Annotated in this window: 12 protein-coding genes; all 12 read left to right on the top strand. The window is 40.0% G+C overall.

Annotated features, from left to right (window positions below; translation table 11 throughout):
• Positions 1–235: 235 nt before the first annotated feature.
• Positions 236–1,258: a glycosyltransferase family protein gene (locus tag JCM15548_RS11740; protein WP_227625738.1), complete on the top strand. Its 1,023-nt coding sequence runs from the start codon at positions 236–238 to the stop codon at positions 1,256–1,258.
• 167 nt (positions 1,259–1,425) lie between these two features.
• Complete coding sequence (locus tag JCM15548_RS11745; protein WP_062125549.1) at positions 1,426–1,743, top strand: hypothetical protein; 318 nt, start codon at positions 1,426–1,428, stop codon at positions 1,741–1,743.
• An 82-nt stretch (positions 1,744–1,825) separates the two neighbouring features.
• Complete coding sequence (locus JCM15548_RS11750) at positions 1,826–2,965, top strand: DUF4934 domain-containing protein (protein ID WP_062125552.1); 1,140 nt, start codon at positions 1,826–1,828, stop codon at positions 2,963–2,965.
• 131 nt (positions 2,966–3,096) lie between these two features.
• Complete coding sequence (locus tag JCM15548_RS11755; RefSeq protein ID WP_157482700.1) at positions 3,097–3,711, top strand: hypothetical protein; 615 nt, start codon at positions 3,097–3,099, stop codon at positions 3,709–3,711.
• A gap of 1 nt (position 3,712) precedes the next feature.
• Positions 3,713–4,153 (top strand): GtrA family protein, encoded by a 441-nt coding sequence (locus tag JCM15548_RS26340; protein ID WP_062125556.1) that lies wholly within the window; start codon positions 3,713–3,715, stop codon positions 4,151–4,153.
• Positions 4,153–6,621 (top strand): glycoside hydrolase family 2 TIM barrel-domain containing protein, encoded by a 2,469-nt coding sequence (locus JCM15548_RS11765; RefSeq protein WP_062125558.1) that lies wholly within the window; start codon positions 4,153–4,155, stop codon positions 6,619–6,621. The genes JCM15548_RS26340 and JCM15548_RS11765 overlap by 1 nt, the downstream gene beginning before the upstream one ends.
• 54 nt (positions 6,622–6,675) lie before the next feature.
• On the top strand, positions 6,676–8,007 hold the full coding sequence (locus JCM15548_RS11770; protein ID WP_157482702.1) for a hypothetical protein: 1,332 nt from the start codon (positions 6,676–6,678) through the stop codon (positions 8,005–8,007).
• Between the two features lie 24 nt (positions 8,008–8,031).
• Positions 8,032–9,009: a signal peptidase I gene (lepB, locus tag JCM15548_RS11775; protein WP_062125562.1), complete on the top strand. Its 978-nt coding sequence runs from the start codon at positions 8,032–8,034 to the stop codon at positions 9,007–9,009.
• A gap of 239 nt (positions 9,010–9,248) precedes the next feature.
• Entirely contained in the window at positions 9,249–10,331 is a 1,083-nt protein-coding gene (locus tag JCM15548_RS11780) for a hypothetical protein (protein WP_157482704.1), read from the top strand.
• Positions 10,332–10,357: 26 nt separating this feature from the next.
• Complete coding sequence (locus tag JCM15548_RS11785; RefSeq protein ID WP_162198227.1) at positions 10,358–11,713, top strand: hypothetical protein; 1,356 nt, start codon at positions 10,358–10,360, stop codon at positions 11,711–11,713.
• Between the two features lie 11 nt (positions 11,714–11,724).
• Positions 11,725–12,879, top strand: a complete 1,155-nt coding sequence (locus JCM15548_RS11790) for a glycosyltransferase family 2 protein (protein WP_062125569.1) — start codon at positions 11,725–11,727, stop codon at positions 12,877–12,879.
• An 87-nt stretch (positions 12,880–12,966) separates the two neighbouring features.
• Positions 12,967–13,738, top strand: a 772-nt coding sequence (locus JCM15548_RS11795) for an efflux RND transporter periplasmic adaptor subunit (protein WP_062125571.1), incomplete at its 3' end; no start/stop codon positions are given.

Genomic DNA, 13,738 nt, shown 5'->3' on the forward strand with positions numbered 1-13,738 from the left:
GGGAATGCCGCAGAATGCCGATAGTGTAACATACCACTACGCTGCCCAAAATATTTTCAAGGGCGCTATTGACGCCTCCCGAACTCCGATATATCCAATGTTGATGAGAGTGTCTGAATTGATTACACCAGCACATCCTTTCAAATACCTTGTGGCATTTCAACATCTGGTCTCATTTCTCAGTATTATACCTTTTTACCTGTTTGCCAAGAGGGTTGTTAAAAACCGGGCAATTGTGAACGTATTGACCGTTCTATATGCCTGTTTTCCGCCTTTGCTGTTCTACAACTATGCCCTGTTTCCAGAAGCCATTTTCATTGCCTCCCTGGTATTTACTCTTTACTTGTTTTCGGGCTTTGTGCAGACCCCTACAACAGGCAAAGCCATTGCCCTTAACATGTTCCTGTTTTTCATGGTCATGGTAAAACCCGTCAGTCTGGTCTTTTACGGCGTGATAGCTTTTGTTTGGGTGCTATGGTTTTGGACCAACCGTGATGCAAAACATCTTAAACCTGTTGCCATCTCTTTTCTGGCGTCTGTGCTTCTATTGGCAGGTTATTGCGGGTTAAACAATATTCAAAACGGGTATCCGGGTCTAACCACCATCAGCCACGACAATACCTTTATCAACGTGATTTTCAGCGGAGCATATCGCGAATTGCCTGATAAGGATTTTATCACCACCATCGACACAGTTATCCACAAGGGGCACTACTATACCGTTTTTTATCTGAATAACGACCATGACAGATACCAAAAAGGTTTTGCCGATTATCCATTGGAGTACAGACACCAGCATGATATGTGGGGCATATACATCATCCCGCCCAACGAGCTGGGCTACACGACAGAAAACATACGACCATACCTTAAAACCGCAGCCCGCACAACAACCTATGCCCGGTATATACTCAAAAAAGTATTTGATTTTGCAAGTTTCAGGTTCTTTTTCATAACAGGGCTGACAGTTTATATCCTTATTCTGTTGGATATGGTATTGATTTTAAGGAATACAATTAAGTTCAAAACTATTGATTATGCACGTGCTTTAAACCTGCTCATGCTATTAGGCTTACTGTTGGCTTTTTTTGTGGGTGGGGTGAATGATGGTACCCGCAACAGGGTATTGTTACCAATTATCCCTTTCGTGATGGTGCAGGGGACTCTGTTGGTCGACAGCCTTGTTTTAGCTATGCAAAAGACCTTAGTACAAAGCAGGATGCAAAAGCATTCGAAATATGATGAAAAATGGAAATAAGATGAAGTGATAAGTTAAAGCACATAAAAGTTACACAGAGATGCGCATAAGCCTCACATCGAATTCAGAACTTGATAAAAGCTTCGCGCTCTCTGTGTAAGCAACAAACCCGGAAATGCGTCCCGGATACAATTGACGCAAAATTAATTATTTAATCTTTTATTATTATGAAAAAGAAGTTTTTTAATGGGGTATCCACTTTGGCCATTGTGGCCATTGTAGCACTCAACGTGCACGTGGTTACCAGCGAACAAACTCCTGCTTTTCTAAAGTGGGATGTGATAGGGAAGATTTTGGCTGATGGAACGAGTGGTAGTGGTTCGGGGAGTGGAACACTCAGATGGGTATTTAAACTTAGTGATAATAATGCTATATGTCCAGGTAAATCCATCACAGGACAAAAATTTACTTGCCAAAAGGTCGTTGCACCAGACGATGTGACCGGATGTGTTAGTGGATCAACAAAGTATCTGGGCTGTGACTAAACTTAAAGCATCTTTCTCATCCTTTGTAGGGAGCCCGGTTTTCTGGCTCCCTACAAAAATTCAGAAATAATAAAAAATTTATATGAAACCAACATATTTGATTATCGTAATTTTTATTTTTGGTTCGTGCATTAGAACATCACAAGAGTCAAAACCTTTATCTCATGAGATTACAACCATTGATGTAAAGGAGAGTGACATAATAGATAATGGGAAACTGTCAGATGTTGTTTCAATCGATTCTCTGGTCTTTTTGGAATACACTGATGAATCGATTATAGGAGAAATTGATAAAGTCCTGGTATCCGAGGATCGAATCTTTGTAGTTGACAGGGAATCAGCCAAAAGTATTTTTTGCTTTGACAGGAAGGGGAATTTTATAAATTCATACAATGCTATTGGTAGAGGTCCCCAAGAATATATTGAAATAGAAGATGTGTCATTCTATCAAGATAAAATATATGTTTTTGGAGAGCCCAACCAATTCTTCGTTTTAGATAAAAATCTAAATTTTGTAAAGTCGATTGACATAAATTGGACCGATGATATCCCACTTGATCATGGTTATATTTACTTCAGCATGGTCAATAGTGAAACAATTCTATTCTATCATCCTTCGGCACGCTATCATTATCATTTGTATAACTTGAAAAAGGAGGCTTTTATTTCATCTCATATTAATAGATTGGGAACAATGGACATCTCCTGGCCTAGACATTTAACAAAAAATGCTTTAGGGACAATATTTTTATCCCGGAGTTATATTGACACCATTTATACTGTCACCGAAAACCAGATAAAACCAGAGTATTATGTGAATTTTGAAAAGTCAATGACAGTTGAAGAAATTGAAGAAGTCCTAAAGCTTACTGTATACAATATTATAAATCACCCTCCAATTCAAAAGATGCACTTTGTCAATTTATTCATTAGCAACGAAGAGTTCATCTCTTTCGAATTCGTATTCAAGCGATATTTATATTTTTGCTTTTACAATAGGAGGACTTCCATTATAAAAATATTTAACAACAGTTTGGAAAATGATTTATTGCATGGGGCCTTTTTTTGGTCGTCAATTGGTCATCACCAAAACAGTAATATAACTTGGGTAGATGCTGCAGGTTTGGTTGAAAATAAAGAAGAAATAGCCTTTTCTATCCCGGATGATCTTACTTATGATTCTAATCCGGCACTGGTATTTTACCGTCCAAAGTTTGATTAATACTGAAAAACCATTAACAGGTTCATCTTTAATATTTGAGAATGCCAGTTGATTGTTAACAGGTCCAACATAGAATGATTAAAAGGACATCAAGGAATAATTTGCTTGAGCACCAATTTTATCAAGATATTATGAAAAAGATCAATACGATTCCGGTAATCCTAACTTTTGCTTTGATACTAAGCCTATGGCTAAATTTGAATGCGCGAGCCCGTCTCGATGCTTCCATTGCTGGGCAAAGCGTGCAAACAGATAGCATCAAAAGATACCAGTCCACGCTAAATGGTATTGCCATGTTCCGTGATTTTGAAGCTCGTTCCAATGGTCTTAAAATTGACAAAAAGGTTGCTGTTGTTAATCTGGAAGGGGTAACTATCCCTTTCAGTGAAATCATCGACAGCAACATTCGAATCCTAAAATTTTCTGAATCCAACTGTTCTGATTGTACGCAACAGAACTTTCAGCGTGTTTTGGATATGATGGATGCGGAAATGCCTGATAACCTATTTCTGTTAGGAGAATTCAGCAATTTGCGCAAAGTTCGCATTTTTACCCAAATGTTTGAACTAAAATGGCCTGTTTACTACCTGCCCAGCAGTCTTGACCTGCCCATAGACGTAATTGATGAACCCTATTTCTTTGAGGTGGATGAAAGCTTTACTTGTTCGAACTTTCAGATTGCTGCAAGTGAGTCAACTGAGTTGGTAAAAAGCTATCTAAGGGCTTTGGCATCAAAAAACAACTAACATGGTTAACAGAACCTTTCTAACCCAGGCATCCAAGTATCTTATTGTGGGAGGTTCTTGTGCAATAATTGATTTTGCGTTATTGTACTACCTGACAACTGCTGTGGACTTAAACTATCTCGTGTCATCGATGATTTCGTTTATGACGGGTGCCATTGTTAACTACTTTTTATGTGTCGCATGGATTTTTAAAACCAGGGTTATCTCTAACCGGTATTTTGAGTTTTTGCTATACATGGTTATTACTGCGGTGGGCTTGGTCATCAACACGGGGTTGGTTTGGTATTTCACTGAGAAAGCTGGATTGTATTTTATGTTATCCAAGATTTTTGCAACCGCCATTACTTTGGTCTGGAATTTCACCGCCCGAAAGTTCCTGTTACACACGAATTATCAAATAAACAATCTATCACAACGATCAGCAACCGAAAAAAAGCAATAATGAAAGGAAAATTTATTAATACATTCAGAAGTCTTCTGATTGGCGGTTTGATAGCAAATTTTGTTTCGTGCACTACAGGATATGATTCTCCAGAATTGGCGGGAAGGTTAGAAGGCCATTTTAATTACGATTGGCTCTTTCACAAAGGAGATGCCGAAGGTGCCTATAAACTGGATTTTAATGACGCCTCATGGGATGTTGTTGATTTGCCGCATGATTGGTCCATAAAAGAACAGATGGATACTATGTGGGCCAGCTGCTCAGGATATCTTCCCGGAGGAATTGGCTGGTACAGGAAGAGATTTTTTATTGGAAAAGAAGCGTTAAACCGAAAGGTCTTTATTCGTTTTGATGGGGTTTATAACAACAGTACGGTATGGATTAATGGTGAACAGGTAGGTTACAGACCCAACGGCTATGTGGCCTTCCAATATGATATTACGGATCATGTTAAGCATGGCGCGGAGAATGTTCTGGCGGTAAAGGTAGACCACTCTCAATATGCTGATTCAAGATGGTACACCGGATCCGGGATTTATCGGGATGTTGAATTAATTACTACTCATCCATTGCATATTGTACCATGGGGTGTTTATGTAACAACACCTGAGGTTTCAACAGGAAAAGCCATTGTAAAAGCTGAAGTTGAGTTTGTTAATGAGTTGTCGGCAGATGCAACTTTCAATGTTGAGAACTATCTGGTTTTTGACCTGGATACTGTATTTAAAACCTCCAGTACAGTTAGTCTGAAATCCGGGAACCAGGACAATCTGATTGAAAATCTTGAAGTTGAAGCCCCACATTTATGGGACATGGACAATCCACATCTATACAGATTAATAACCCGTTTAACCCGTGAAGGTGTTGTGATGGATGAAAAGGAAACACGTGTTGGCATCCGGGATATATCATTTTCCGAAAAGACAGGTTTTTCCATTAACGACAGTACCGTTAAGTTGAAAGGGATTTGTATCCATCATGATGCAGGTGGTTTGGGTGCAGCAGTTCCACCAATGGTATTAGCAGACAGGTTAAAAATCCTGAAAGAAATGGGCTGCAATGCAGTGCGTCTGGCTCATAACCCACATTCCTCCGTGTTTATGAATTTGTGCGACGAATTGGGTATGTTGGTCATTGTTGAAGCGTTTGATGAATGGGAGCTACCAAAGCGAAAATGGATAAATGGGCGGAATGCTGGCTATCCCGGCCATGAGGGTTATGCCGCCTATTTTAAAAAGTGGCATCGGCAAGATATTGAATCCATTGTGAGGCGGGACAGGAACCATCCTTCCGTCATCATGTGGAGCATTGGTAATGAAATTGATTATCCTAATGACCCCTACTCACACCCTTTACTTGAAAGCGAAGAAAAGCCTGCCAGGTATCATTGGGCAGGATACCAGAGTGCCCTGCCAGATGCTTCCAGATTAGGGCAGGTTGCCAGAAACCTTTCCATGTATGTAAAAATGCTGGATAACACACGGCCGGTAACGTCTGGCATAACAATGCCTCATTTAGCAACTGCCATTGGTTATATTGATGCTTTAGATGTAGTAGGTTATAACTATCTTGAAGGAATTATTGAAAGGGAAAAGGACAATTATCCGTACCGTATTATGTATTCAAGTGAATCGGACCGGTCATTGGAAACCTGGACTTTCGCCGAATCCAATGACTACTTCCTTGGACAGTTTCTGTGGGTAGGATTTGATTTCTTAGGAGAGGCAAAAGAGTTTCCTTTCAGATCCTTTTCTAATGCAATTTGTGATTTGGCAGGCAACAAATTACCAGAATATTATTTTTGGAAGAGTTTGTGGCAGGCTTCTCCTGTACTTGAGTTATCCACCTTGGAGCAACAATCTGATGGAAATAGAGAACTTAGTGAATTGAAGTCCAGTTGGCCGGTTTGGAATTATAAAGAAAAGCAAGATGTGGTTGTGGCGGCTTTTACAAATTGTGAAGCGGTTGAGCTATTTTTAAACGAGAAGAGCCTGGGCATTAACAAGATGCAGGATTTCCCTTCTAAAATTATGATTTGGGAACTGCCATATAAAGCTGGAAAGCTGCGTGCTGTTGGTTATTTGAATGGAAAACCGGTTGCTTTTTCTGAATTGGAGACGCATAAAGCAGCTTTTGCTCTTAAAGTCGATGCCGACGAATTAACTCTGAGAGCAAACAAGGAGGATGTTTCTCAAATTTCTGTATGGATAACAGACCTTAATGGAAACATCATTCCGGAAGGGAATCATAAAATTGAATGTTTAGTGCAAGGACCTGCACGTTTGTTGGCCCTTGAAGATGGAAATCCGTTGAATACCGAGTCTTACTCTTTTCCTTACCGGAGCAGTCATAAAGGGAAAATTAAGGCTTACATACAGTCTTTAGACAAAGAAGGAGATATTACGGTTAGCTTCAAGGCTCCCGGTCTTATTGGTGATAGCATCAAACTTAATGTAGTGGCAAAATGATGAGCCCCAATTAACAATTAATTGAACGTGGCTTTCTTAATGAATTACGGAAATATGGAGCATCCTAGAATGGCGGTATTTTTAAAATTTTTCCAAAAAGATATTTTTTGGATATTATTGTTGGCATTTACTTTTCGCAATATATATCAACAGTTATATGGAGGTGTTTTTTATAATGCAGATACTGTTTCCTACACTTATGCGGCGAACAATATTTTTAAAGGAATTATTGATGAGTTGAGAACGCCGGGCTACCCAATTTTTATAAGGATAGTGCAAATTCTGGGAGATGGTAATTTCCTTTCTCATATAATAACTGCTCAACATGTTTTTTCATTTTTAAGCATTGTTCCGTTTTACTTTATATGTAAAAGCTGGATAAAAAGCAGGGTGCTAGTTTTCTTTGTATCCATTATTTTCGCTTTACATCCAATTCTTCTTAATTACAATAATGCCATATTCCCTGAATCCATTCTTATATCCTCAATAGTAGTACTTCTGTACTTCATTTCGACGTTGTTAAAAGCTTTTTCCTGGAGAAAACTGGTCCTTGTCCAGCTTGTTCTCTTATGGCTGATTATGTTGAAGCCGGGTATGGTTGTGCTATGTGTATTGATTAATACCACCTTGTTTTTTCAATTGTATAAAAATCGGGGATCACATCTATTGCCAGGCTTTATGGGAATAATAATGATAGTGTTTGCTTTATTGGGAGGTTATTGTTGGCTTAATAGTAAGCAAAATGAAGTATTGGCTTTATCCACGGTTACCCATGACAATAACTTTATGAACGTAATACTGAGTTCTGCTTATAAAGAATTTCCCGATCAAAGGCTTGTTAGTATTATCGACACAACCATCCAAACAGGAAAATACTACACTGTTTATTACCTTAATAATGACTTCGAAAAGAATAAGAATCGGTTTGAATCGTTCCCCGATTACTACCCTTATACAGAAAACATGAGGAGCATACAACGTATTCCAGGCAATTCATATGGTTATGACCGGGAAAATATTGATCCATTGGTAAAACAGGCAATGAAAACGCGCTCTTATTCTTCTTATCTAATATGGAAGTTTGAAGCTTTTGCCCAAAGAAATTTTTTTGGTGTACGGGGAGTCATTATTTATTTGATTTTAATGTTGGATTTTCTTCTTATAACCTTTTTTCTTTTTGCCAAAAGAAAATGGAAGTGGTTTAATATTTTCCTTTTGATATCCGCTGCCGGTCTTATTGTGACTTCCATATTAGCAGGGATAGACGATGATACCTGGGAAAGGGTATTGTTGCCTGTCATTCCTTTTTTGTTAATTCTTATTGGCATATTTCTCGATAACCTCTATTATCTAGTAAAAGAAAAGCAGAAAATGACCAATGAATAACGGTTACAGCTAACTAATAAAAATATGCGTTATTTAAAGAAGATATTTATTGTGTTGTTGATTGGCATTGGTCTAATTGTGTTTCGAATGCTGGCTTTTGAGTTTTTTCAGGTTAAGCAGTTCAGCATGGAAGAGACCTATTCTGATGGATCCATAGTGGTGGTGAATAAGTTGGCCTATGGGATAAGGTTTCCCATGCGGATCGGGGATATTCCTTTTGCCGAAGCAGTAGCTTTTATGTTTGGAAAGGCTGACCGTATCCATGATATCTCTTGGGAATACCGTCGCATACCAGGTTTTGCCGGGATTAAGCAAGGTGATGTTGTTGTTTTTGATCATCCTGCACCATGGAGCAGGGAAAAGTTGGTCAAAAGGTGCGTGGCTCTGCCCGGGGATACCATCGCCATCATCAATAACAGAAGGTATGTTGGTGGAAAAGAGGAAGCAGAACCATTTTCTGTAAAGTTTTCCTATTGCGTATATACTCACGAGAAAGAATTGCTGGAGGACAGCTTGAATCAGTATGGTATTGTTGCCCGTGACCATTTGTGGCAATCGAATGGCGCGCATCACTATGCCATGACCTCAGGGACTGCGAAGGCCTTTAGAAATTGTACTCTTGTTGATTCTGTTGTTATGGATAACTTTCAAATTGGGGCGCCCGGACCACAATTGTTTCCACATAACAGGCAATACACCAGGGAGAATTACGGACCATTATTAGTTCCGGCAAAAGGGATGACTGTCTCTCTGGACTCCTCTAATGTTATTCTTTATAAAGATGTCATTACCCGCTACGAGGGAAATACACTGGAAGTTGAGAATGACAAAATATTGATAAATGGGAAAGCATCCAAAAACTATACATTCCATCTGGATTATTTTTTTCTGGTGGGTGATAACCGATACCATTCTATGGATTCCAGATACTGGGGCTTTGTCCCGGAATTTTCAATCATAGGCAAAGTTGGTCCGGTTATCTATACCGGACGGAGAAACTAAAATAATTGGTGATTTAAGATGAACCGCTTTATAACACAACAATGAACAAAAATCGTCTGATAATTATTCTAGGGGCAATTCTTCTCTGTTATATGGGGTGGACCAATAAATATCCCTTGTTAACATCGGCCTCGGGGACCTTTATTAACAGTGGCTTTACCCGCGAGGTGCCCTGGTTCGGCAATTTATGGTATGGCCTGGTAATTACCCATGCAAGCTGGGCATCATCCTTGTGGCTGGTGATCTTTTTTCAGGCTGGACTTATGGCCGTTCTCATATATCTATTCTTTAAGTATTTCATAAAATTGCCAGAATATCCATTGTGGGCTTTAGGGTTCATCACCTTTATAACGGGGTTCACAACTGCGTCGGTTACTGTTAGCACCATTGAACCGCACATTTTTAGTGGTTTGAGTGTATTATCAGGTGGAATCTTGCTCTTTGCTAAAGAAATATGCCGTAGGGATTTCATTCTCGTTTCGGTCATATTTGTTTTTAGTTGTAGTATGGATCCTTCCAACATGTTATCAATGGTTTTTCTGTCAACACTATTCATGATTTTTGGCTTAATTTCAGTCAGAAGAAAGGGAACAGAACTATTGCAAAAATCAGTTCTGGTATTAGCCTTCACCATCATCTCCATATTAATGGTCTCATTCATTCATCACGGAGTCGGGGGTAAATTCAGCCCTGTAAACAGCTACCATACTGCCATTTTACCCGGGCTTATGACAACCGAACAATTTCAGGCTTCCCTCATGCAAAATCCTGAAGGAATGGAAGATAAACTGGATAGTCTTCTTGATTCTAAATCTCTGGAGATGGTGCAGGAGAATGATTTTGTCCGTGCGCATGGCATCTATTCAGCCCAAAATGCCATCAGAGAAATGGTTGCACTAGAAACGGACGATGCCATTATGTTTAGTGACAGTACCGTAACTCTGCGTGCCGTGTTCGACTATTATAACCATGAGGTCAGGGATGTTTTTATTAGCAGACAGATATTTAAAATAATGCAGGTTAAAACCTGGGGTGGTGTTCAGGTATGGGTGTCACTAGCCGGATTGCTTCTAGGTGTTTTTGTTCTTAAGCGACATAAGAATTCATCCGGGTACGGATTTGTTATTTATCTTATGGCAGGCTGGCCGGTGCTTGCATTTTGCAACAGTGTATTTTACGGGCAGGCAGGCCTACAAAGTCATCTAGCCTGGCTATGGGTTTTCCCCATGTTTATTTTTTTCCGGGAATCAAAAGCTGTGCAACAACATCTGAGTCGAATTTCCGCCATTTTAAGCATTAATGTCATTTCTAAAACAACATGAAAAGGGTCTTATATAGCAAATTTTTAATGGGCGATCAGCTCAAAGACATCGGGGCCATTTTTCTTGCTGCAATCATGTTGTGCTTTTGGTCGATTTATAACGGATACCCGTTATTTTTTAGCAGTGATACGGCTATGTATTTGGAGGCGGCTTTTGCTAAACATGTAGGGCCAGACCGGCCGATACTATATGGCTTGTTTATGTATTATATAAGCGGTCAATATTCCTTGTGGTTTGTAGTCATAGTGCAATCATTGATACTCTCTTATTCATTCTACTGTTGGTTTCGTTATTTCTTGCCAGGAGAAAATTACTTGCTCTTTTTCCTGTTGTATTCCGCTTTTGTTTCGATTTTTATGGGCGCATCTTTTAATGTCAGCTGGCTCATGCCTGATGTTTTTACACCTTTATCAGTTCTGTCCATTGGACTTATCATTTTTGCTCCGCGACTTCCCAGACATGTATGGGTTTTTCTTATTGGTCTTTCGATTTTGGGTATTGCCATGCACAACTCTCATCTATTTGTTTGTTTGGGTCTTACCTTACTTCTCTTAGCCGGCTATGCATTCAAATCAGTCCGTGAGATTTATAATCTGGTTGGTATTAAATTTAGCCGCATTGCTATTGTCATAGGGCTTATTATTACATCTGCATTTTTTGCAGCATCAATCAGTTACCAATATGGAGGAGGATTTAAGAGTTCGAGAGGTGGCACCGTCTTTTTGATGGGAAGTCTTGTCGAAATGGGAGTCGTCGACATTTATTTGGGAGAGAACTGTTCACAAAAGGACTATCGCATTTGTGAGTACCGCGACACGATTCCCAACAATTTCCTTTGGGCAAGTAATAGTCCAATATACCAAACAGGAGGCTGGGCAGGCAGTGAGGCGGAGTATTCTGCCATAGTGAATGATATTTTAACAACCCCAAAATATTTAAAATTGGTTGTCTGGAAATCGATTTTACGCACCATTTCCCAATTTATGCATTTTGATACTGGTGAAGCCACCAAAGCAACCCCAAGGATAGATCAAGGTTTTAGACGTTTTTACCCCAATGAATATGACAATTACTACAAGGCCAGACAGAACCAAGGGGAATTGAATTTTAAGTTGGTAAACCATACGCAGGTAGTAATATTTTTATCCTGCATTTTATTATACGCATTGATATATTACAAAAATGGAATGTCCTTAAAATTTAGATTTTTAATTCTGTTCTTGCTCATCGCCCTCCTTATCAACGCCTGGGTTTGCGGCACTTTTTCCGGGGTTTATTTCAGATACCAGGCGAGACTTTTATGGTTAATACCCATGCCTGTGTTTTTGTTCTTAGCAACGAAAATTCGGATTAGAAGCACAGAACAACCAAAACAAACTTAACTCAAAATATTATGAAATATGAATTAACAGTTTTAATGCCTTGTTTAAATGAGGAGGAAACTCTGACACAATGTATTGGAAAGGCTAAGAAAGCTATTGAAGCATACAATATAGATGCAGAAATTTTAATTGCGGATAATGGGAGTACGGATAGATCAATTGAAATTGCTACAGAGTTAGGAGCTCGTGTGCTTCATGTTAAGAGTAAAGGCTATGGAAGTGCGCTGTCGGCTGGTATTGAGCATGCGAAAGGTCGGTACGTGATAATGGGAGACTCTGATGACAGTTATGATTTTGGAGATGTTCCAAGGTTTTTAGATAAGCTAAAGGAAGGGAATGACTTGGTTATGGGCAATCGTTTTCAGGGCGGTATTGAACCAGGCGCAATGCCTTTCCTACATAAATATTTAGGTAACCCGGTGTTGTCGTTCACCGGTCGTTTGTTTTTTAATATTCCGGTGAACGATTTTCATTGCGGCTTAAGGGCATTTGACCGTGATGCAGTCTTAAATCTGGGACTTTCTACCTCCGGCATGGAGTTTGCCTCAGAAATGGTAGTTAAAGCAGCCTTGCACAATTTAAAAATAGCCGAAATTCCTACAAAGCTATCACAGGACGGTCGATCACGTCCTCCACACCTAAATACCTGGCAAGATGGCTGGCGTCATCTACGATTTTTATTGCTATACAGTCCCAAATGGCTGTTTTTATACCCCGGACTGGCTCTGGTTCTTTTCGGTCTCATTATTACCTCAATATTATATGCTACACCGGTAACAATTAATAATGTCACATTTGACATTCATACAATGCTCTACTTTTCAATGTTGACAGTTGTTGGCTCTCAAATTGTCCTATTCTATTATTTATCCAAATTTTATGCTGCAAAATCCAGTCTGATCCCTGGCGGTGAAATATGGATTCAACAATTTAACCGATGGTTTTCTTTAGAAAAAGGAATTGGTTTAGGAGCCTTTTTTCTATTAGCTGGTGTTGCTTTAGCAATTAGCAGCTTTTTGGTCTGGAGTAAATATGCTTATGGAGATCTGGAGCCTGAAACGGTATTACGCCTGGTTATTCCAGCAGTAACCTTTGTTTTACTGGGGGTACAACTTGTTTTTAATAGTTTTTTTATCAGTGTTCTGGGTTTAAAAACAATGCAGTAATTTATCTCCATTTTTTGTTAACCGTTTTTAAGAATTATTACCTTTATGAGTTTTATAGTCTTTAATTCCTTATACCAAAGACCTGCTATGTTGACGAAATCTCTTGCTCTTTTAGTTATTACCAGCACTTTTTATGCCTGTTCTTCTTCCAAAGGCGGTGATGATACGGCCGCGGATGCCGCGGATGCGGCCCGTTTGTCTTATGTGGAGCCTCCGGAAACCCGGGTGGAGGTTACGTCGGTAGAGCGCGGTTCTTTTGAGCTGGAGCTGGTGAGCAACGGACATTTGGAAGCTCAACGCAAGGCGGTGGTGCCTTTTGTGGTGCAGGAGCAAATTAAGGCGGTGCATGTGAGGGAGGGCGAGCGGGTCAATGCCGGACAATTATTGGGCGCGGTGGAGCCTTTTACTTATCAAAAGCGCCTGGATGAGGCGCTGAACAGGCACCAGCAGTCGTTGATCGATTTGGAGGACCGGCTTTTGGGTTTTGGGTATCGGATTCAGGATTCTTTAAAAATACCGGAAGACCAGCTGCGGATGGCAAAACTGCGCAGTGGATTTAATTCGGCGGAGATTTCCCTGGAGGAGGCGCGCCGCAATTTTGAGACGACATCGATCAAGGCGCCCATCACAGGGGTGGTTACCAATCTGGAGGCCCGGGTGCACAATCCTTCTACGGCTTTTCAAAAGTTTTGTGACATTCTGGATTTGAGCAGTATGCACCTGGTATTTTATTTGCTGGAGACGGAACTGGCGGGGGTTGAGCAGGGACAGCTGGTGGAGCTGCGGCCTTTTGCCCTGCAGGGCGAAAAGTTTGAGGGCCGGGTGAGCAGCATCAATCCCATGGTGGATGAAAAAGGGA

Source organism: Geofilum rubicundum JCM 15548, assembly GCF_000974365.1.
GTDB classification, from domain to species: domain Bacteria; phylum Bacteroidota; class Bacteroidia; order Bacteroidales; family Marinilabiliaceae; genus Geofilum; species Geofilum rubicundum.